Here is a 21198-nt window from a genome sequence, read left to right as displayed (position 1 = left end):
GTCCGGAACCCGCCGGATAGGCTCGGGTTCCGATGGACACCGAAGCAGCACAGCACCCGGAGCGCGACCGCTCTCCCGACCCCGGCGACGGGGACGGCGAGCGGTCGCGCTCCGCGCGTTTGTCCGGACATGACGAACTCACCGAAGACGCCATGTCCGGACAAAGTCACCGGCCCCTGTGGCGGGGCCCCCTGCTGTACACCGCGGCCTGCCTCACCTTCCTGCTGCTGCTCAGCGGCTTCGTGATGCAGCCCTTCCTGATCCCCAGCACCTCGATGCAGCCGGCCCTCGACGTGGGCGACCGGGTGCTCGTGAACAAGCTGGCGTACCGTTTCGGGGCCGTGCCGCAGCGCGGGGACGTCGTGGTCTTCGACGGGACGGGCTCGTTCGTACGGGAGGAGCCCTCGGCCGACCCCGTGACGGGGGCCCTGCGCTGGGCGGGCTCCGCCCTCGGACTGACGGAGCCCGCCGAGACCGTTTTCGTGAAGCGGGTGGTGGGGGTGGGCGGTGACCGGGTGGTCTGCTGCGACAAGCGGGGGAGGCTCCGGGTGAACGGCCGGGCCGTGGACGAGACGTACCTCCACCCCGGGGACAGCGCGTCCCGGGTGCCCTTCGACATCGTGGTGCCGCAGGGCAGGTTGTGGATGCTCGGCGACCACCGGTCCCGCTCCAGCGACTCCCGCGACCACCTGGGCAGCCCGGGAGGCGGCATGGTGCCCGTCGAGCGGGTCATCGGCAGGGCGGACTGGACGGCGTGGCCGTTCGGGCGGTGGGGTGCGACGGCACCCACCGGGGCCTTCGACGGCGTACCGGACAGCGCGCACGCGCGGGACGCACGACCACCGGCCGGGTCCCGTGGGTAGCCGCGGGCGGGGTCGCGCGTCGTACGGGCAGGATGCCCCGCTGCCGACGGGGAGCAGGCCCCCCGCGCCCGGAGCCCCGGCGGAGGGGGCCGCGCCCGAGGGGCGGAGCGCGCCGGGCCGGGCCGAGCGGCGCAAGCTGGCCCGTCGCGTCAAGCGGCGGCGGCGCAGGTCCGCGGTCAGGGAGATACCCGTCCTCATCGGCGTGGCGCTGCTCATCGCGCTGGTGCTGAAGACCTTCCTGGTGCAGGCCTTCGTCATCCCGTCCGGCTCGATGGAGCAGACGATCCGGATCGGCGACCGCGTGCTGGTCGACAAGCTGACCCCGTGGTTCGGCTCGCGTCCCCAGCGCGGCGAGGTGGTCGTCTTCCGTGACCCGGGCGGCTGGCTGGAGAAGGAGGCGGCCTCCGGGAAACCGGACCCCGTCGGGATCAAGCAGGTCAAGGAGGGGCTGACCTGGATCGGGCTGCTGCCGTCGGCGGACGAGCAGGACCTCATCAAGCGCGTGGTCGCGGTCGGCGGGGACACCGTGAAGTGCTGCGACAGGAACGGACAGGTCACCGTCAACGGCGTGCCGCTCAATGAACCCTACGTCTTTCCGAACGACCGCCCCTCGAAGATCCCCTTCGAGGTGGAGGTGCCCCAGGGGCGACTCTTCGTCCTGGGGGACCACCGGTCGAACTCCGCCGATTCCCGGTACCACTTGAACGAGAAGCACCGCGGAACGGTCGCGGAGGAGGGGGTTCTGGGCCGGGCCGTCGTCATCGCCTGGCCGATCGGGCACTGGCGCAAGCTGGAGGTCCCCGAGACCTTCGCCCGCATCCCCGAACCGTGAGCGGGGCGGTCGCCGCGCCCGGACCGTCGAATAGGGTGGCCTCCCAGGACCGCCAGGTCCTCCTCCCGAGCCCAGGGGAACTCCCGCTCGTTATGGGAGTGATGGGCCTGCGCCTTCTCGGGTGCGGGCGGTGGCACGGAATGAGGAGTGGACGTGGGGGATGTGGCGGTCGGGGCCCGGTCCGGGCACGACGGACCCGAGAAGGAGCCCGAGCCCGAGCGGCGCGCCGACGCGCCCCCGCCCACGACCCGGGGCCTGGTGACGGAGCAGCAGAACGGTGAAGCAGCGGTGAGCGACGCGGAGAACGGCGACCGGAACGACGGCAGCAGCGAGGACGAGGGGACGAAAACCCCGCGCAAGCCGCGCTCCTTCTGGAAGGAGCTGCCCCTGCTGATCGGCATCGCACTGGTCCTCGCCCTGCTGATCAAGACGTTTCTGGTGCAGGCCTTCTCGATCCCCTCGGAGTCCATGCAGGAGACGCTCCAGAAGGGCGACCGGGTACTGGTCGACAAACTGACCCCGTGGTTCGGCGCGGAGCCGAAGCGCGGCGAGGTCATCGTCTTCCACGACCCGGGCGACTGGCTCACCAACACCGTGGTTGCCGAGCCGAACGTCTTCCAGAAGGCGCTCAGCTTCATCGGCCTGATGCCGTCCGCCGAGGACAAGGACCTGATCAAGCGGGTCATGGCGGTCGGCGGCGACACCGTGGAGTGCAAGGCCGGCGGGTCCGTCACGGTCAACGGCAAGGCGCTCGACGACAAGTCGTACATCGCGCCCAAGGGCGCCCCGTGCAACGACAACCCGTTCGGGCCGCTGAAGGTGCCGGACGGCAAGCTCTGGGTGATGGGCGACAACCGCTCGGACTCCATGGACTCCCGCTACCACGAGGAGCTCACCACCAAGGGGTTCGTCAGCACGGACGAGGTCGTCGGCAGGGCCTTCGTCGTGGCCTGGCCGATCAACCGGTGGTCGACGCTGCCCGTGCCGGACACCTTCGAGCAGCAGGGCCTGGCCGGCGGGGCCGCCGCTGCCGCCGCTGCCGCCGCTGCCGCCGCCTCGGCGGCGCCCGGCGCGCTCGGACTGGCGGCGGCGGTGCCGCTGGTGCTGTGGCGCCGCCGGAGGCTGACCGACGGGCGTACCGCCGGGTAGGGTGCCGTCCCGGATCGTGTTCTCCGAGGCGGGGGTGCGCTGGGATGGGCGGAACAGGACGTACGGACGACGGCCGCGGCCGCCTCGGCAGTGTGCTGTCGGGGCTGGCCGTGGCCGTCGGCTGTGTGCTCTTCCTCGGTGGATTCGCCTGGGGAGCGGTGGTGTACAAGCCGTACACCGTGCCCACGGACTCGATGGCCCCGGCCATCGGGACCGGCGACCGGGTACTCGCACAGCGGCTGTCCGGCGAGCCGGTGCGGCGCGGGGACGTGGTGGTCTTCAGCGATCCGGTGTGGGGGGACATGCCGATGGTGAAGCGGGTGATCGGCGTCGGCGGCGACACGGTGGCCTGCTGCGACAAGGACAACCGGCTGACCCTGAACGGAACGTCAGTCGAAGAACCGTATCTGCGCTCCGGGGACGGCGCGGGATCCCGGCCCTTCGGCGCCACGGTGCCCGACGGCGAACTCTTCCTCCTGGGCGACCGGCGCCGGACCTCGGTGGACTCCCGGGGACATCTCATGGACGCCGGCCGCGGCACGGTCCCGGTCTCTAAGGTGACCGCCAGGGTGGACGCCGTCGCCTGGCCCGTCGGCGGCGTGCTGGAACGGCCGCAGACCTTCGCGGACATGCCCGGCGGAATCTCCGAGCCGGGGCCGGTGCGGACCGTGGTGACGGCGATCGCGGCCGGTGTGGTGCTCATCCTCGGCGGCGCGGCCCACGGGCCCCTGTCGAAGCTGGTCGGACGACGACGGAAGGCGCGCGCATGACCACGGCGAGCGGGGCCGGGGGAGCCGAGAGGCCGCCCGCGGACACCGGGGCGCACGGCGCCGCGGGCCGGCGGCGCAGGGTCGCGCGGGTCGTCCTGCTCGATCCGCAGGACCGGATCCTGCTGATGCACGGCTTCGAACCCGAGGACCCCGGCCGCATGTGGTGGTTCACGCCCGGCGGCGGTCTGGAGGGCGAGGAGACGTGGGCCGAGGCGGCGCTGCGTGAACTCGCCGAGGAGACGGGGATCACGGACGTGGAACTCGGACCGGTGCTGTGGCAGCGGAACTGCTCGTTCCTCTTCGACGGCCGCCGCTGGGACCAGGACGAATGGTTCTATTTGGCGCGCACGCGGCAGACCGCGACCGTGCTGACGGGGCTGACGGAGCTGGAACGGCGCAGTGTCGCGGGACTGCGGTGGTGGTCCTCCGCCGCACTGTCCGCGACGCGTGAGACGGTGTACCCGACCAGGCTCGCCGAGTTGCTGCGCACGCTGCTCGACGAGGGTCCTCCGAGTACGCCGATCGTCCTGGTCCCGGAAATCGCATAGGGGCGTACGGGGCTGGCGCACAATAGGGGGACGCACGGCTGAAGGGGAACATGCCATGAGCGCCGAGGACCTCGAGAAGTACGAGACCGAGATGGAGCTGAAGCTCTACCGGGAGTACCGCGATGTCGTCGGTCTGTTCAAATACGTGATCGAGACCGAACGGCGCTTCTACCTCACCAACGACTACGAGATGCAGGTGCACTCGGTCCAGGGCGAGGTGTTTTTCGAAGTATCCATGGCGGACGCGTGGGTCTGGGACATGTACCGGCCCGCCAGGTTCGTCAAGCAGGTGCGGGTGCTCACGTTCAAGGACGTGAACGTGGAGGAGCTCAACAAGAGCGACCTGGAGCTGCCGGGCGGCTGAAGGACCGCGTCGTCCGGCTGAGGCTTCGAGGACACTGTCCGGCCGAGGATCCCGGGCAACGTCCGACGAAGACTTCCGGGTGACCGGGTTTTCCACAATCGCGGAGTTCTCCACCAAGATCCACCAGCCCGCGGGGATTGCGTCACATTCGGTTCCGGAGGTGGAATCGAAATGAACGCGAAGAGTGAACGCAAGCCGCGCACCGCACGCGGAAACCTCGGCCGCTACGGCGAGGACCTGGCGGCCCGCTGGCTGGCCGAAGTGGGAATGACCGTCCTGGAACGCAACTGGCGCTGCCAGGCGGGCGAGATCGACATCGTGGCACGGGACGGCGACGCGATCGTCGTCTGCGAGGTCAAGACCCGGCGGTCGGGACCCTTCCAGCACCCGATGGAAGCCGTCACGCCCAGGAAGGCCGACCGGCTGCGGACCCTGGCCGAGCTCTGGCTGTACGAGCACGGCGGGCCGCCGCCCGGCGGCGCCAGGATCGACCTCGTGGGCGTCACACTGCCCCGGCGCGGGGCCCCGGTCCTGGAGCATGCGCGGGGGGTGGCCTGATGGGCTTCGCACGTACCTGCTCCGTGGCGCTGGTCGGCGTCGAGGGCGTGGTGGTCGAGGTGCAGGCCGACCTGGAACCCGGTGTCGCCGCCTTCACCCTGGTGGGACTGCCGGACAAGAGCCTGGTGGAGAGCAAGGACCGGGTGCGGGCCGCGGTGGTGAACTCCGGGGTCGCCTGGCCGCAGAAGAAGCTCACGGTGGGGCTGAGCCCCGCCTCGGTCCCCAAGAGCGGAAGCGGCTTCGACCTGGCCGTCGCGGTCGCCGTGCTGAGCGCGGCGGAGCGGATCGACCCCAAGGAGATCGCCGACCTGGTCCTGGTCGGCGAACTCGGACTCGACGGCCGGGTCAGACCGGTGCGCGGCGTCCTGCCGGCGGTGCTCGCCGCCGCCGAGGCCGGATACCAGCAGGTGGTCGTTCCCGAACAGAGCGCTGCGGAGGCCGCATTGGTGCCGGGCATCTCGGTACTGGGCGTACGCAGCCTGCGCCAGCTCATCGCCGTACTCGCCGGGGAGCAGGTGCCCGACGAGGAACCGGTGGAGGGGGGACGGCCCGACGCGATGCTGGCCGGGCTCATGGTGCCCGGCGCCGGGGCGGGCACCGGGCTGGCGCCCGGTCGCGAGGACGCGCTGCCCGAGCTCGCGGACGTCGGGGGGCAGGAGGCGGCGCGGCAGGCCCTGGAGATCTCCGCGGCGGGGGGACACCACCTGCTGCTGCACGGCCCGCCGGGGGCGGGCAAGACGATGCTGGCCGAGCGGCTGCCGGGTCTGCTGCCGCCGCTCACCCGACGGGAGTCCCTCGAAGTGACCGCCGTGCACTCGGTGGCGGGCATCCTGCCCCCGGGCGAGCCGCTCGTCACCAGGGCCCCCTACTGCGCACCACACCACTCGGCGACGATGCAGTCGCTCATCGGCGGCGGCAACGGACTGCCGCGGCCGGGCGCGGTGTCCCTGGCCCATCGGGGCGTCCTCTTCATGGACGAAGCACCCGAGTTCGCCGGAAAAGCGCTCGATGCGCTGCGGCAGCCGCTGGAATCCGGGCACGTGGTGGTGGCGCGCAGCGCGGGCGTCGTGCGGCTGCCGGCCCGCTTCCTGATGGTTTTGGCGGCGAATCCCTGCCCCTGCGGCAGGCACGGCTCGAAGGACTCCTCCTGCGACTGCGGCTCCCAGGCGGTCCGGCGCTACCAGGCACGGGTGTCGGGGCCGCTCATCGACCGGGTCGACCTCAAGGTCCGGGTGGAGGCCGTGACCCGCGCGGACCTCACGACCCGGGGAGGACGCGGCGAGCGGACCGAGGCCGTCGCCGCCCGGGTGCGCGAGGCCAGGGGGCGGTCCGCCGCCCGGCTGGAGGGGACACCGTGGAGCAACAACAGCGAGGTACCCGGGTACGAACTGCGCACCCGCTGGCAGCCGGTGCCCGGAGCCCTCAGGGCGGCGGAACACGACATGGACCGGGGGCTGCTGACCGCACGCGGCTTCGACCGGGTGCTGCGCGTCGCCTGGACCGTCGCCGACCTCCGGGGGCACGACCGGCCCGACGAGGCGGACCTGGCGGTGGCGCTCCAGCTGAGGACCGGCATCGAGCGGGGAGCGATCAAGGACCGCGGCGGCCTCGTGGCCGGAGGCGTACGGTGAGCGCGGGCACGGCCGGGGCCGAGCGGCTGGCCAGGGCGGCACTCACCGGGATCGTCGAGCCGGGGGACGAGACCGGCGGGCGCTGGCTGCGTGCACACGGCCCGGTGGAACTGATGCGACGGCTGGCAGCGGGCGCACCGGGGCCGGACGAGGTGTTGACAGGGGCGAGCGAGAAACGCCTCGCGGGCTACCGGAACCGGGCGTCCGCGGTCGACCCGGCACGCCTCCTGGCAGCGGCCGAGGCAGTCGGAGGCCGGCTGGTGTGTCCCGGGGACGAGGAATGGCCGAGCCAACTGGACGATCTCGGCGACGCCAGGCCGGTCGGGCTCTGGGTGCGGGGCGCGCCGAACCTGCGGATGTGGGCGCTGCGCTCCGTCGCCGTAGTCGGCGCCCGCGCGTGCACACCGTACGGGGCGCACATGGCGGCGACCCTCGGCGCGGGGCTCGCGGAACGCGGCTGGGTCGTGGTGTCGGGCGCGGCGTACGGCATCGACGGGGCGGCACACCGCGGCGTGCTGGGCGCGGGCGGTGCGACGGTCGCCGTCCTCGCCTGCGGAGTCGACGTCGACTACCCTCGCGGCCACGCCGAACTGATCTCCCGCATCGCCGAACAGGGCCTGCTGCTCAGCGAGTTGCCTCCGGGAAGTCATCCGACGCCCAGCAGGTTCGTCCTGCGCAACCGGGTCATCGCGGCGCTCACCCGCGGCACCGTCGTCGTCGAGGCCGAGTACCGCAGCGGGTCGCTGGTGACCGCACGCGGCGCCCAGCGCCTCGGCCGCTTCAGCATGGGCGTGCCGGGCCCGGTGACCAGCGGACTCTCCGCCGGGGTGCACGAACTGCTGCGCGGCGAGGCCGTCCTGGTCACGGACGCCGCCGAAATTGTCGAACTGGTCGGCGAGATCGGCGACCTCGCACCCGCCAGACGCGGCCCCGTACTGCCCCGCGACCTCCTGGACCCCGCTTCCGCACGGGTACTGGAAGCGCTGCCCGGCCGCACCTCCGCCGACACGCGGAGCGTGGCCCGCGAGGCCGGGACGACCGGTGACGAGGCGCTCGCCAGGCTGTACGAACTGCACTCCCTGGGGTTCGTCGAACGCCACGGCGACCGATGGCAGTTGGCGCCGCGTGCGGCACGGGGCGTCCCGCCCCGGCGAGGCGGTGCTTGACCAGGGGCGTCCGGGTGAAAGGGTGAAGAAGATGACCCTTAAATCGTGTACCGGAACACGGCCGGAGCAACCGTGTGAGGCGGCGGCCGGGCCGCGGGGGCACGGTCCGGGGCTGTCAACCGGACGATGCGGTCCCATATCCTTCGCGCACCGCTACCTTGCAGTCACGCTACGCTCGCAAGGTTTTCGTCCGCTCCGGACCTCGTCGCACGTCTTCCGGGCACCGGCACCACGTCAAGTCCCCCTCACGTCACAGCAGAACGGCTCAAGGCAACGCATGCCCCAGCACACCTCCGGGTCTGACCGCGCGGCAGCACCCCCCGCCGCCCGCGGCCCCGCACGACCCCCGGCGCCCTCGTCCGTCGACGAGCTGTGGCGGTCGTACAAGACCACGGGCGACGAGCGGCTGCGGGAGCAGCTGATCCTGCACTACTCACCGCTGGTGAAGTACGTCGCGGGCCGGGTCAGCGTGGGGCTGCCGGCCAACGTCGAGCAGGCCGACTTCGTGTCCTCCGGCGTCTTCGGGCTGATCGACGCCATCGAGAAGTTCGACATCGGGCGCTCCATCAAGTTCGAGACGTACGCCATCACCCGCATCCGCGGCGCGATGATCGACGAACTGCGCGCCCTGGACTGGATTCCGCGCTCGGTCCGGCAGAAGGCCAAGGCCGTCGAGCGGGCCTACGCCACACTGGAGGCCAAGCTGCGCCGCACCCCCTCCGAGTGCGAGGTCGCCTCCGAGATGGGCATCGCGGTCGAGGAACTGCACGCCGTGTTCAGCCAGTTGTCGCTCGCCAACGTGGTCGCCCTCGAAGAGCTGCTGCACGCCGGCGGCGAGGGCGGCGACCGGCTGAGCCTGATGGAGACGCTGGAGGACACCAGCGCGGACAACCCGGTCGAGGTCGCCGAGGACCGTGAGCTGCGCAGACTGCTCGCCCGCTCCATCAACACCCTCCCCGACCGGGAGAAGACCGTGATCACCCTCTACTACTACGAGGGCCTCACCCTCGCCGAGATCGGCAACGTGCTCGGCGTCACCGAGAGCCGGGTCAGCCAGATCCACACCAAGTCGGTCCTCCAGCTCAGGGCCAAACTCGCGGACGTCGGCCGCTGACCCGGCGGACCCCGTCGGCGGTCGCTGAATCGTCCCTGCCGGGTGCACCCGTCGTCATCCGCGGCGCACGTCCGTAGAGTGGAGGCGTGCCAAGGATTCGAGCGGCCTCCGTGGCCGAGCACCGGACGATGCAGCGCAGTGCCCTTCTGGACGCTGCCCGATCCCTCCTGTCCGAAGGCGGTACGGAGGCATTGACCTTCCCCGCCCTCGCCGAGCGCACGGGCCTTGCCCGCTCCTCGGTCTACGAGTACTTCCGCTCCAGAGGCGCGGTCGTCGAAGAGCTGTGCGCCGTCGACTTCCCCGTATGGGCCGCCGAGGTCGAGACCGCGATGGCCTCCGCGGACACCGCCGAGGGCAAGGTCGAGGCGTACGTCCGCCAGCAGCTGACGCTGGTGGGCGACCGCCGTCACCGCGCGGTGGTCGCCATCTCCGCGAGCGAGCTGGACGCCGGTGCCCGTGAGAAGATCCGGGCCGCTCACGGCGGGCTCGTCACGATGATCGGCGACGCCCTGCGGGAGCTGGGCCACGAGCAGCCCCGGCTGGTGGCGATGATGCTCCAGGGCGTGGTCGACGCGGCGGTGCGGCGCATGGAGCTGGGCGGCGCCGCGGAGGACCCGGGTGTCATCACGGAGGCCGCCGTGGCCATGGCCCTGCGCGGCGTCCGGGGCTGACCACCCGGCGATCCCGGCACCACGTCCCTTCCCTCGGCCGCTCCGAAGCCGCCTGCCCGCCCTGGGGTCTCGGCACGGTGCCCCCCTCGGCCGCCCCGAAGCCGCCTGGCTGCCCCGGGGCCTCAGTACCGCGCCCCTCCCCCCAGCCGGCCCGAAGCCTCCTGCCCGCCCCGGGACCTCGGCATCGCACCTCTTCCCTCGGCTGACGCGAAGCCGCCTGGCCGCTCGGGGGCTCCGAAGCTGCCGGCCCGGCCTCGTCGCGTCGGCCCGGTGCCGCGCCACCGCCGGGCGGCTCCGCGGCTGCCGGCCGACCACCGGCCCCGCCCCGCCCCCTGACCGGCCCCGAACCGTCCCACCGCCCGGCAGCGGCGGAGCAGTCGGCCCACCCGGCACCCCGATACCGCCCTGCCCGCCCGAAGCCGCCGTGGCCGCCCCCCTTCCGGAGCGAGCCCCCTTCCCCTCGGCCGCGCCGGGCCGCGAAGCCGCCGCTGCGCTGTGTACGCCAGTCCGACCGAGGCGCTCAGCAGCAGTGCGTGCAGGGCGTCGGGTGCGAGTGCCGCGACCTTTCGCGGCGGCACGAACACGGCGCCCGGCGTCGGCGGCGGGACGCCGAAGACCGGCAGCAGCCGCGGCGGCCCCCGGTGCAGCAGACCGGGCGGCAGCAGCGACAGCGGGTCGAGGTACTCGGCGCCGCGCAGCAGCCCCCAGTGCAGGCAGCCCGTCGCCGGGCAGTGGTACGCACCCGGCTCCAGCACCGCCACCACCTGGCCCGCCGTCACCGCCGTCCCTTCGGCCACCAGCGCGCGCACCGGCTCGTACGTCGTCCGCAGCGGTGGCTCGCCGGTCGCGGTCAGCGTGACCGACAGCACCCCGCGGCCCGCCACCCGGCCCGCGAACGAGACCCGGCCCGGCGCGGCCGCCCGTACCTCCGCACCGGCCGCGGCCGCCAGGTCCACGCCGCGGTGCCCGGCCGCGTACGGCGACGGCGGCGGCTCCCAGCCCCGTACGACGGACGGGCGCACCCCCACCGGCCAGGCGCGGTCCGGCCCCTGCGCGCCCTCCGCGGCGAGGGACGCGGGCGCCTGCCACAGCAGTGCGGCGACCAGCGGGAACAGTGCGCACAGGGCGGCGCTCACGAGTCGGTACATGACGAAAACGGTCCCGCAACGGACGCGTTCGCGGGGATCATGGACCGTTCCTGTGGACGGCCGGACGGTTGTGGACAACGCCGTCACCCGGCACTGTGCGGGTCCCGTACACTTCTTGTGGCGATCCGGGTCACCGGGTCGACTTCGCACGTCCCGCCACCACCCTTCTCAGCGGTCAGTGGCAGTGCTGCTCGGTCCTCAAGGATTCCGTCCCCATGGGCACAGCACGAGGGGCGTCAGGCGCGACCGCCGTCCGGCGGGAGCGATAACCGAGTACCTCAAGGAGTACGGCCATGGCCGTCGTCACGATGCGGGAGCTGCTGGAAAGCGGCGTCCACTTCGGTCACCAGACCCGTCGTTGGAACCCGAAGATGAAGCGTTTCATCTTCACGGAGCGCAACGGCATCTACATCATCGACCTGCTCCAGTCGCTGTCGTACATCGACCGCGCCTACGAGTTCGTCAAGGAGACCGTCGCCCACGGCGGTTCCATCATGTTCGTCGGCACCAAGAAGCAGGCGCAGGAAGCGATCGCCGAGCAGGCGACGCGCGTGGGCATGCCCTACGTCAACCAGCGCTGGCTCGGCGGCATGCTGACCAACTTCTCCACCGTCTACAAGCGCCTCCAGCGCCTGAAGGAGCTGGAGCTCATCGACTTCGAGGACGTGGCCGCGTCGGGCCTCACCAAGAAGGAGCTCCTGGTCCTCTCGCGCGAGAAGGCCAAGCTGGAGAAGACCCTCGGCGGTATCCGCGAGATGTCGAAGGTTCCCAGCGCCGTCTGGATCGTCGACACCAAGAAGGAGCACATCGCCGTCGGTGAGGCGCGCAAGCTCCGCATCCCGGTCGTCGCGATCCTCGACACCAACTGCGACCCCGACGAGGTCGACTACAAGATCCCGGGCAACGACGACGCGATCCGCTCCGTCACCCTGCTCACCCGCGTGATCGCCGACGCCGTCGCCGAGGGCCTCATCGCCCGTTCCGGTGCCGCCACGGGCGACTCCAAGCCGGGCGAGAAGGCCGCCGGCGAGCCGCTCGCCGAGTGGGAGCGCGACCTGCTTGAGGGCGACAAGAAGGCTGACGAGGCTCCGGCCGCCGACGCCGACGCCGCTGCTCCGGCCGCCGAGGCTGCTCCGGCCGCCGACGAGGCCCCGGCCGCCGAGGCCGAGAAGCCGGCCGAGGCCGCTGCCGAGGCTCCGGCCGCGGACGCCGAGCAGGCCTGACCCAGCCCCAACGGCTGACTGACGGCGGGGGAGGGTGCGCCACCAGGCGTCCCGCCCCCGCCGTTCACCCGTAGATCACGTGGATCACGGCGATCGCGCAGGCCACGAGCTCGTGCGGATCACCTCGATCAACGACCTCCGACTTTCGAGAAGAGATTCACAGACTCATGGCGAACTACACCGCCGCTGACGTCAAGAAGCTCCGCGAGCTCACCGGCGCCGGCATGATGGACTGCAAGAAGGCCCTCGACGAGGCCGACGGCAGCGTCGACAAGGCCGTCGAAGCCCTCCGTATCAAGGGCCAGAAGGGCGTCGCCAAGCGCGAGGGCCGCTCCGCCGAGAACGGCGCCGTCGTCTCCCTGATCGCCGACGACAACACCTCCGGTGTCATCGTCGAGCTCAAGTGCGAGACCGACTTCGTCGCCAAGGGCGAGAAGTTCCAGGCCGTCGCCAACGCGCTCGCCGCGCACGTCGCCGCCACCTCCCCGGCCGACATCGCCGCGCTGCTCGCCTCCGAGATCGAGGCCGGCAAGACCGTCCAGGCGTACGTCGACGAGGCCAACGCCAACCTGGGCGAGAAGATCGTCCTGGAGCGCTTCGCCCAGTTCACCGGCGCCTACGTCACCGCATACATGCACCGCACCATGCCCGACCTGCCCCCGCAGATCGGTGTTCTGGTCGAGCTGGACAAGGCCGACGCGGACCTGGCCCGTGGCATCGCCCAGCACATCGCCGCCTTCGCGCCGAAGTACCTGGACAAGGACGACGTCCCGGCCGAGGTCGTCGAGGCCGAGCGCCGCGTCGCCGAGGAGACCACCCGCGCCGAGGGCAAGCCCGAGGCCGCCCTCCCGAAGATCGTCGAGGGACGCGTCAACGGCTTCTTCAAGGAGGCCACCCTCCTCGGCCAGCCGTACGCGCTGGACAACAAGAAGTCCGTGCAGAAGGTCCTGGACGAGGCCGGTGTCACCCTGAAGCGCTTCGCGCGCATCAAGGTCGGCATCTGAGTCCGTCCGTCGGACCCTGTCGACGCAACGCGAACATCGCCAGACCCGGCTAGGGTCTGATGCAGTCGCCCGGCGCACGCGCCGGGCGGCGGCAGATCTGACGAGGAGGCCATTGCCGCTGAGGAACCGCAAGGATCCACCGGCAATGGCCTCCTTCGTATGTGCACGAGGAGAAAGCCCCCCATGAATCAGGCGAATCAGGACAGCGGCAAGAGGACCGGGCGCTTCATGCTGAAGCTCTCGGGCGAGGCGTTCGCCGGCGGCGGGGCACTCGGTGTCGACCCCGACGTCGTGCACGCCATCGCACGCGAGATCGCCGCGGTCGTACGGGACGGCGCGGAGATCGCGGTCGTCATCGGCGGCGGCAACTTCTTCCGCGGCGCCGAACTCCAGCAGCGCGGCATGGACCGGGCGCGCTCGGACTACATGGGCATGCTCGGCACCGTCATGAACTGCCTCGCCCTCCAGGACTTCCTGGAGAAGGAGGGCATCGACTCGCGGGTCCAGACGGCCATCACCATGGGCCAGGTCGCGGAGCCGTACATCCCGCTGCGCGCCGTGCGCCACCTGGAGAAGGGCCGCGTCGTGATCTTCGGCGCGGGCATGGGCATGCCGTACTTCTCCACCGACACCACGGCCGCCCAGCGCGCCCTGGAGATCGACGCGGAGGCCCTGCTCATGGGCAAGAACGGGGTCGACGGCGTCTACGACTCCGACCCCAAGAAGAACCCGGAAGCGGTGAAGTTCGACGCGCTGGAGTACAGCGAGGTGCTGTCCCGCAACCTGAAGGTCGCCGACGCCACCGCCATCACGCTGTGCCGCGACAACGACCTGCCGATCCTGGTCTTCGAGCTGCTGGCGGAGGGCAATATCGCCCGCGCGGTCAAGGGTGAGAAGATCGGCACGCTCGTCAACGCCCAGGGCACCCGCGCCTGACCGGATCCGCGTTCGCACCCCCGGCCCGGCCGGGGGATGGACAATGGCCTGCCGGTCGGACACCGTGCAGGACAAGACGCACGCAGTGCACGCAGCAGTTCCAGACATGCAGGAGTACGTGGTGATTGAAGAAATCCTCCTCGAAGCCGAGGAGAAAATGGAGAAGGCCGTCGTGGTCGCCAAGGAGGACTTCGCCGCGATCCGCACCGGTCGTGCGCACCCGGCGATGTTCAACAAGATCGTGGCCGACTACTACGGCGCGCTGACGCCCATCAACCAGCTGGCCTCCTTCTCGGTGCCCGAGCCGCGGATGGCCGTGGTGACCCCCTTCGACGCGAGCGCCCTGCGCAACATCGAGCAGGCGATCCGCGACTCCGACCTCGGCGTCAACCCGAGCAACGACGGCCGCATCATCCGAGTGACGTTCCCGCAGCTGACCGAGGAGCGCCGCCGCGACTACATCAAGGTCGCGCGCAACAAGGCCGAGGACTCGCGGATCTCGATCCGCGCCGTCCGCCGCAAGGCCAAGGAGACCCTCGACAAGCTCGTCAAGGACAAGGAGTCCGGCGAGGACGAGGTCCGCCGTGCGGAGAAGGAGCTCGACGACACCACCGCGAAGTACGTCGCGCAGGTGGACGAGCTGCTCAAGCACAAGGAAGCCGAGCTGCTAGAGGTCTGATGAACGACTCTCCCTGGGGGGCCCGGCCTGGGGCGGGCTATGCCGGTGAATGGGGAACTCCCGATCAGGGGTCCCTCTCGGCGGGTCCCGCGTACGAAGGGCATGACGCCCAGCAGACTCGGCCCATGCCCATCGTGCCCGAGACAGGCCCCGTGCCGGGTTCTGAACCTGGACCCCGGACAGGCAGAGGCGCCGACGACCGCGAGGACCGGATGCGGGGGGCCGCTTCCGCAGGGCAGAGCGAAGGCCAGTACGCGGGCCAGAGCTTTGCCGCTGCGGGCAGCGGCCCCCTGTTCCGCGACGAGAAGCAGCAGGAGCCCATGTCCACCCCGTCGACTCCGGCCCCGCCGCCCCCCGAGAAGAAGCGTGCGGGCCGTGATCTGCGTGCCGCGATAGGGGTCGGCGTCGGGCTCGGCGCGCTGGTCGGCGCGTCGCTGTTCATCTGGCCGCCCGTCTTCGTCGGCGTCATAGCGGTCGCCGTGGTCGTCGGGCTCTGGGAACTCACCAGCCGGCTGGAGGAGCGCAAGGGCATCAAGGCTCCGCTGGTCCCACTGGCGGTCGGCGGGGCGGCGATGGTCGTCGCCGGTTACGTACGGGGCCCGGAGGGCGCCTGGGTCGCGATGGCGCTGACGGCGCTGGCGGTGCTGGTGTGGCGGATGACGGAACCGCCGGAGGGGTACCTCAAGGACGTCACAGCGGGGGTGTTCGCCGCCTTCTACGTGCCGTTCCTGGCGACGTTCGTCGCGCTGATGCTCAAGGCCGAGGACGGGCCGGAGCGCGTGCTCACCTTCCTGCTGCTGACGGTCGTCAGCGACACCGGCGCGTACGCCGTGGGCTGGCGCTTCGGCAAGCACAAGCTGGCCCCGCGCATCAGCCCCGGCAAGACCCGGGAAGGTCTGCTCGGGGCGATCGCGTTCGCGATGGCGGCGGGCGTGCTGTGCATGACGTTCCTGATCGACGGCGGCACGTGGTGGCAGGGCGTCCTGCTCGGCCTCGCGGTCGCCGCCAGCGCGACCCTGGGCGACCTCGGAGAGTCCATGATCAAGCGGGACCTCGGGATCAAGGACATGGGAACGCTGCTGCCCGGCCACGGCGGCATCATGGACCGGCTGGACTCGCTGCTGCCGACCGCACCGGTGGTCTGGCTGCTGCTGGTGATCTTCGTCGGATCGGCCTGAGCTGCTGTTTCGTCCCCAAGAGGCCCGCCGTCCACAGGACGGCGGGCCTCTTGTCGTACATCTGCCACACTGGTATGACCATGCCTGTACCCGGAGAACTCACTTTCGTCGCGCCCCGCGGAGCCAAGAAGCCCCCGCGGCACCTCGCCGACCTCACGCCCGCCGAGCGCAAGGACGCCGTGGCCGAGATCGGTGAGAAGCCGTTCCGCGCCAAGCAGCTGTCCCAGCACTACTTCGCGCGGTACGCGCACGACCCGGCGGAGTGGACCGACATTCCCGCCGGATCCAGGGAGAAGCTGCGCGAAGCGCTGCTGCCCGAACTGATGACGGTCGTGCGCCACCTGTCGACCGACCAGGACACCACGCGCAAGACCCTGTGGAAGATGCACGACGGCACGCTCGTCGAGTCGGTGCTGATGCGTTACCCGGACCGGGTGACGATGTGCATCTCCTCGCAGGCGGGATGCGGCATGAACTGCCCGTTCTGCGCGACCGGGCAGGCCGGGCTCGACCGGAACCTGTCGACCGCGGAGATCGTGCACCAGATCGTGGACGGCATGCGCGCGCTGCGTGACGGCGAGGTGCCCGGCGGCCCGGCACGGCTGTCCAACATCGTCTTCATGGGCATGGGCGAACCGCTCGCCAACTACAAGCGCGTCGTCGGCGCGATCCGCAGGCTGACCGACCCGGAGCCCGACGGGCTGGGGCTGTCGCAGCGCGGCATCACCGTCTCCACCGTGGGTCTGGTGCCCGCGATGCTGCGCTTCGCCGACGAGGGCTTCAAGTGCCGTCTCGCCGTGTCGCTGCACGCGCCGGACGACGAGCTGCGCGACACCCTCGTCCCGGTCAACACGCGCTGGAAGGTACGGGAGGTGCTGGACGCCGCGTGGGAGTACGCGGAGAAGTCCGGCCGCCGCATCTCCATCGAGTACGCGCTGATCAGGGACATCAACGACCAGGCGTGGCGCGGCGACCTGCTTGGACGGCTGCTGAAGAACAAGCGGGTGCACGTCAACCTGATCCCGCTGAACCCGACGCCCGGCTCCAAGTGGACCGCATCCCGGCCCGAGGACGAGAAGGCGTTCGTCGAGGCGATCGCCGCGCACGGCGTGCCGGTGACCGTACGGGACACGCGCGGTCAGGAGATCGACGGCGCCTGCGGGCAGCTGGCGGCCACCGAGCGGTAGAGCCCACTCGAACAGTGCGCTGTAGTGTGGGCCGCACATTTGCATATTCCGACAGGGGAGCGCCACAGCGCTGAGAGTGCGGCACCGCTCGTAGCAGCGGGCCGCAGACCCTCTGAACCTCGCCCAGGTCATTCTGGGTAGGAAGTTCGGACACTACTCGAGCTGTTGCGCCCTGCCCGCGTTTCCCGTGCGGGCGGGGCCGCGTCTCTTCCTGGTCATGTCCAGGAGGATTTCTGTGAACAAGACGATGAAGCTCGCTTCGGGCGCGCTGGCCGCGGCGCTGGGCGTCTGCACGCTCACCGCGTGCGGCGGTTCCGATTCCGGTACGGGCGAGAAGAAGCAGGCCGGGGGCGGGTCCAAGACCGTCACCCTGGTCAGCCACGACTCCTTCGACGCCTCGCCCGCCGTGCTGAAGGAGTTCACCCGGCAGTCCGGCTACACGGTCAAGGTGCTGGAGAGCGGAGACGCCGGCAGCGCCCTCAACCAGGAGATCCTGACCAAGGGCTCGCCGCGCGGCGACGTGTTCTTCGGCGTCGACAACACCCTCCTCTCGCGTGCGCTCGACAACGGGCTCTTCCAGCCGTACGAGGCCAAGGGGCTGGCCCGGATCCCCGACGCCCTCCAGCTCGACAAGGCGGAGCACCGGGTGACGCCGGTCGACACCGGCGACGTCTGCGTCAACTACGACAAGAAGTACTTCGCCGACAAGAAGCTGGCGCCGCCGAAGACGCTCGACGACCTGACCCGGCCCGAGTACAAGAACCTCCTCGTCACCGAGAACGCCGCGAACTCCTCGCCCGGCCTCGGCTTCCTGCTCGCCACCGCCGCGCAGTACGGCGACGACGGCTGGCAGGGCTACTGGCAGAAGCTCAAGGACAACGGCGTCAAGGTCGTGGACAGCTGGGAGCAGGCATACAACGAGGAGTTCTCGGGGTCCGCGGGCGGCAAGAAGGCCAAGGCCGACCGGCCGCTCGTCGTGTCGTACGCCTCCAGCCCGCCCGTCGAGGTGCTGTACGCCGAACCGCGGCCCACCGAGGCGCCCACCGGGGTGGCGACCGGGACCTGCTTCCGGCAGATCGAGTTCGCCGGACTGTTGCAGGGAGCGAAGAACGAGGCGGGCGGCAAGGCACTCCTCGACTTCCTCATCGGCAAGGAGTTCCAGGAGGACCTGCCGCTGAAGATGTTCGTGAACCCCGCGGTCCAGGGCACCGAACTGCCCGAGGTGTACAAGAAGTTCGGCGCGACGGTCGACAAGCCGCTGACCGTGGAACCGAAGAAGATCGCCGACAGGCGTGAGCAGTGGGTCAAGACGTGGTCCTCGCTGGTGATCAAGTAGAGGGCGAGGGCCGGACCGCCCGCCGGGGCGCCCCGGCGGGCGCCCCCGCGCGGCCCCCTCGGCGTGGGGGCCCCGGGCGTGGGGGAGCGGGTCGGCGGTGGCGGGGGAGCGCCGTGCGGCTCGGGCTGATGGCGGCGTCCGTCGCGTTCTTCGCGCTGTTCTTCGCCTACCCGGTCGCCGCGATCGTGGGCCGGGGACTGAGACCCGGCGGCACGTGGCAGCTCGGGCGGATCGCCGAGGTGCTCGGTGACCCGGACATCCGCGGGGTGCTGTGGTTCACCACGTGGCAGGCGGTCGCCTCCACCCTGCTCACCCTGCTGATCGCCCTCCCGGCCGCCTACGTCTTCGCGCGGCTCGACTTCCCGGGCAAGCAGGTGCTGCGGGCGGTGGTGACCGTGCCGTTCGTCCTGCCGACGGTCGTGGTGGGCACCGCCTTCCTGGCCATGGTGGGGCGCGGCGGCCTGCTGGACGAGCTGTGGGGCGTACGGCTGGACACCACCGTGTGGGCGATCCTGCTCGCCCACGTGTTCTTCAACTACGCCGTGGTCGTCCGGACCGTGGGCGGGCTGTGGTCCCAGCTCGACCCCCGGCAGGAGGAGGCCGCGCGGGTCCTCGGCGCGGGGCGCTTCGCCGCCTGGCGGCGGGTGACGCTGCCCGCCTTGGCGCCCGCGGTCGCCGCCGCCGCCCTGATGGTCTTCCTGTTCACCTTCACCTCCTTCGGCGTCGTGCAGATCCTGGGCGGTCCCGCCTTCTCCACCCTGGAAGTGGAGATCTACCGGCAGACCGCCACCTTCCTGGACCTGCCCACCGCCGCCGTGCTGACCCTGGTGCAGTTCGCGGCGGTCGGCGCGATCCTCGCCGTGCACGCCTGGACGGTACGGCGCCGGGAGACCGCGCTGAGACTCGTCGACCCCGAGCAGACCTCGCGCAGGCCGCGCGGGTCCGCGCAGTGGGCGTTGCTCGGCGGTGTGCTGGCGACCGTGCTGCTGCTGATCCTGCTGCCCCTCGGCGTGCTCGTCGAGCGGTCGCTGGACGGGCCCGACGGGTACGGATTCCTCTACTACCGGGCGTTGCGAGGGGCCGTGGACGGCGGCGGCGCCTTCCTCGTGCCCCCGCTGGAAGCGGTGTGGAACTCCCTGGAGTACGCCGTCGTCGCGACCGCCATCGCGCTGGTCGTGGGCGGACTGGCCGCCGCCGCCCTCACCCGGCGGGCGGGACGGCTGGTGCGCGGCTTCGACGCACTGCTGATGCTGCCGCTCGGGGTGTCCGCGGTGACGGTGGGCTTCGGCTTCCTCATCACGCTCGACAAGCCTCCGCTGGACCTGCGGACCTCGTGGATCCTGGTGCCGCTCGCGCAGGCCCTGGTCGGGGTGCCCTTCGTCGTACGGACCATGCTGCCGGTCCTGCGGGCCGTCGACGGGCGGCTGCGGGAGGCGGCGGCCGTGCTCGGAGCGTCGCCGCTGCGGGCGTGGCGGGAGGTGGACCTGCCCCTGGTACGGCGGGCGCTGCTCGTGGCGGCGGGGTTCGCGTTCGCCGTGTCGCTGGGCGAGTTCGGGGCGACCGTCTTCATCGCACGGCCCGACAACCCGACGCTCCCGGTCGCCGTCGCACGGCTCCTGGGGCGGGCGGGCGACCTCAACTACGGGCAGGCGATGGCCCTGAGCACGATCTTGATGGTGGTGTGCGCGGTGTCCCTGCTGGTGCTGGAGCGCCTGCGGCCCGCCCAATCCGTATCCGGGGAGTTCTGACATGACCGACTTCGCCGACCGCGCGGGCGCCGACGCGCCGCCCGCCGCCGACGCGCTGCTGGACCTGGAGGGCGTCACCGTACGGTTCGGGGCGCGGCCGGCCCTCGACGCGGTGGACCTGCGGGTCGCCGCGCACGAGATCGTGTGTGTCCTCGGGCCGAGCGGCAGCGGCAAGTCGACGCTGCTGCGGGTGGTGGCCGGGCTCCAGCGGGCGGATGCCGGACGCGTGCTGCTGGACGGCGCGGACCAGACGGGAGTGCCGGTGCACCGCAGGGGGGTGGGGCTGATGTTCCAGGACCACCAGCTCTTCCCGCAGCGGGACGTGGCCGGCAACGTCGCCTTCGGGCTGCGGATGCGCGGCGCCGGGCGGACAGAACAGACCCATCGCGTCGCGGAGCTGCTGGAACTCGTCGGGCTGCCGGGAGCCGGCCGGCGGGCCGTGGCCACCCTCTCCGGCGGCGAACAGCAGCGGGTCGCCCTCGCTCGGGCACTGGCTCCGCGGCCCAAGCTCCTCATGCTCGACGAACCGCTCGGCCAGCTCGACCGCAGCCTGCGCGAACGGCTCGTCGTGGAACTTCGGCAGCTGTTCGGACAGTTGGGCACGACCGTCCTCGCGGTCACCCACGACCAGGGCGAAGCCTTCGCACTGGCCGACCGGGTCGTCGTCATGCGCGACGGCCGCATCGCCCAGGCGGGCACCCCCCTCGACGTCTGGCAGCAGCCCGCCTCGGAGTTCGTGGCCCGCTTCCTCGGCTTCGACAACGTGGTGGCGGCGACGGTCAGCGGGGAGGCCGCGGACACGGTGTGGGGCAAGGTGCCCGTCCCGGCCGGCTCCCCGCAGGGCGCGGGCCGACTGCTGGTGCGCCCCGCCGGGGTGCGGCTGGTGCCCGTGGCGGACGGACTTCCCTGCACGGTGCTCGCCCGCACGTTCCGCGGCCACCACGTCGCCGTGCAACTGCAGCCGGCGGACGGCGGCCCGCGCCTGGAGGCGGAGTGCCCGCTGCGGGACGCCCCGGCCGAAGGCGCCGAAGTGGGCGTCGCGTTCGCGGCGGACGAGGTCGTGCTGCTGCGGGAGTGAGCGCCCCGCGGGCCG

At 71.6% G+C, this 21198-nt stretch carries 19 protein-coding genes and 2 pseudogenes; 20 read left to right on the top strand and 1 reads right to left on the bottom strand.

The annotated features are described in order from the left end of the window. The first annotated feature begins 32 nt into the window (after window positions 1–32). The 11 genes and pseudogenes from lepB (ACQPZG_RS09960) to ACQPZG_RS09910 all read left to right on the top strand — a co-directional run bounded on the left by lepB (ACQPZG_RS09960) (window position 33) and on the right by ACQPZG_RS09910 (window position 9666). A complete protein-coding gene (gene lepB / locus ACQPZG_RS09960) occupies window positions 33–863 on the top strand; it encodes a signal peptidase I (RefSeq protein WP_433545464.1) in 831 nt (276 codons plus the stop codon). Beyond that, window positions 856–1976: pseudogene (lepB, locus tag ACQPZG_RS09955) on the top strand (signal peptidase I). Before lepB (ACQPZG_RS09960) ends, lepB (ACQPZG_RS09955) begins: the two are co-directional and overlap by 8 nt. After that, window positions 1858–2844, top strand: coding sequence for a signal peptidase I (gene lepB, locus ACQPZG_RS09950; protein ID WP_433549336.1), 987 nt, complete (start codon window positions 1858–1860; stop codon window positions 2842–2844). Before lepB (ACQPZG_RS09955) ends, lepB (ACQPZG_RS09950) begins: the two are co-directional and overlap by 119 nt. Before the next feature lie 44 nt (window positions 2845–2888). Beyond that, window positions 2889–3614, top strand: coding sequence for a signal peptidase I (lepB, locus tag ACQPZG_RS09945; RefSeq protein ID WP_433545463.1), 726 nt, complete (start codon window positions 2889–2891; stop codon window positions 3612–3614). Then, window positions 3611–4162, top strand: coding sequence for an NUDIX hydrolase (locus ACQPZG_RS09940; protein ID WP_433545462.1), 552 nt, complete (start codon window positions 3611–3613; stop codon window positions 4160–4162). Before lepB (ACQPZG_RS09945) ends, ACQPZG_RS09940 begins: the two co-directional genes overlap by 4 nt. A gap of 55 nt (window positions 4163–4217) precedes the next feature. After that, window positions 4218–4526, top strand: a complete 309-nt coding sequence (locus ACQPZG_RS09935) for a DUF2469 domain-containing protein (RefSeq protein ID WP_185034425.1) — start codon at window positions 4218–4220, stop codon at window positions 4524–4526. 171 nt (window positions 4527–4697) lie between these two features. After that, window positions 4698–5084, top strand: coding sequence for a YraN family protein (locus ACQPZG_RS09930; RefSeq protein ID WP_433545461.1), 387 nt, complete (start codon window positions 4698–4700; stop codon window positions 5082–5084). Further along, window positions 5084–6715 carry a YifB family Mg chelatase-like AAA ATPase gene (locus ACQPZG_RS09925; protein ID WP_433545460.1) on the top strand — a complete coding sequence of 544 codons (1632 nt, stop codon included), beginning with the start codon at window positions 5084–5086 and terminating at the stop codon, window positions 6713–6715. Before ACQPZG_RS09930 ends, ACQPZG_RS09925 begins: the two co-directional genes overlap by 1 nt. Further along, on the top strand, window positions 6712–7881 hold the full coding sequence (gene dprA, locus ACQPZG_RS09920) for a DNA-processing protein DprA (protein ID WP_433545459.1): 1170 nt from the start codon (window positions 6712–6714) through the stop codon (window positions 7879–7881). Before ACQPZG_RS09925 ends, dprA begins: the two co-directional genes overlap by 4 nt. Before the next feature lie 277 nt (window positions 7882–8158). Next, window positions 8159–8995, top strand: coding sequence for an RNA polymerase sigma factor WhiG (whiG, locus tag ACQPZG_RS09915; protein WP_433545458.1), 837 nt, complete (start codon window positions 8159–8161; stop codon window positions 8993–8995). A gap of 110 nt (window positions 8996–9105) precedes the next feature. Next, window positions 9106–9666 (top strand): TetR/AcrR family transcriptional regulator, encoded by a 561-nt coding sequence (locus ACQPZG_RS09910; RefSeq protein ID WP_433549335.1) that lies wholly within the window; start codon window positions 9106–9108, stop codon window positions 9664–9666. Window positions 9667–10262: 596 nt separating this feature from the next. Here the strand turns inward: ACQPZG_RS09910 and ACQPZG_RS09905 are convergent. Next, window positions 10263–10814 (bottom strand): annotated as a pseudogene (locus ACQPZG_RS09905) (peptidoglycan DD-metalloendopeptidase family protein); the annotation flags it as partial. A gap of 293 nt (window positions 10815–11107) precedes the next feature. Here ACQPZG_RS09905 and rpsB point away from each other — a divergent pair. The 9 genes from rpsB (at window position 11108) to ACQPZG_RS09860 (ending at window position 21183) form a co-directional block, all read left to right on the top strand. Continuing rightward, a complete protein-coding gene (gene rpsB, locus ACQPZG_RS09900) occupies window positions 11108–12037 on the top strand; it encodes a 30S ribosomal protein S2 (RefSeq protein WP_433545457.1) in 930 nt (309 codons plus the stop codon). A 167-nt stretch (window positions 12038–12204) separates the two neighbouring features. Next, entirely contained in the window at window positions 12205–13041 is an 837-nt protein-coding gene (tsf, locus tag ACQPZG_RS09895; protein WP_433545456.1) for a translation elongation factor Ts, read from the top strand. Between the two features lie 183 nt (window positions 13042–13224). Next, window positions 13225–13977 (top strand): UMP kinase, encoded by a 753-nt coding sequence (gene pyrH, locus ACQPZG_RS09890; protein WP_433545455.1) that lies wholly within the window; start codon window positions 13225–13227, stop codon window positions 13975–13977. 121 nt (window positions 13978–14098) lie between these two features. Further along, entirely contained in the window at window positions 14099–14656 is a 558-nt protein-coding gene (gene frr, locus ACQPZG_RS09885) for a ribosome recycling factor (protein ID WP_185034434.1), read from the top strand. Beyond that, window positions 14656–15834, top strand: coding sequence for a phosphatidate cytidylyltransferase (locus ACQPZG_RS09880; RefSeq protein ID WP_433545454.1), 1179 nt, complete (start codon window positions 14656–14658; stop codon window positions 15832–15834). The genes frr and ACQPZG_RS09880 overlap by 1 nt, the downstream gene beginning before the upstream one ends. 80 nt (window positions 15835–15914) lie before the next feature. Next, a complete protein-coding gene (rlmN, locus tag ACQPZG_RS09875) occupies window positions 15915–17021 on the top strand; it encodes a 23S rRNA (adenine(2503)-C(2))-methyltransferase RlmN (RefSeq protein WP_185034600.1) in 1107 nt (368 codons plus the stop codon). A gap of 217 nt (window positions 17022–17238) precedes the next feature. Further along, on the top strand, window positions 17239–18357 hold the full coding sequence (locus ACQPZG_RS09870) for a thiamine ABC transporter substrate-binding protein (protein ID WP_433545453.1): 1119 nt from the start codon (window positions 17239–17241) through the stop codon (window positions 18355–18357). A gap of 128 nt (window positions 18358–18485) precedes the next feature. Beyond that, entirely contained in the window at window positions 18486–20105 is a 1620-nt protein-coding gene (locus ACQPZG_RS09865) for an ABC transporter permease (RefSeq protein WP_433549334.1), read from the top strand. Between the two features lies 1 nt (window position 20106). Further along, complete coding sequence (locus ACQPZG_RS09860; RefSeq protein ID WP_433545452.1) at window positions 20107–21183, top strand: ABC transporter ATP-binding protein; 1077 nt, start codon at window positions 20107–20109, stop codon at window positions 21181–21183. Window positions 21184–21198 lie beyond the last annotated feature (15 nt).

The sequence above is a fragment of the Streptomyces sp. CA-294286 genome (assembly GCF_050947155.1).
Classification (GTDB): Bacteria; Actinomycetota; Actinomycetes; order Streptomycetales; family Streptomycetaceae; genus Streptomyces.
Note: the sequence above shows the minus strand (reverse complement) of the source record. Positions and strands in the feature narration are given on the sequence as shown.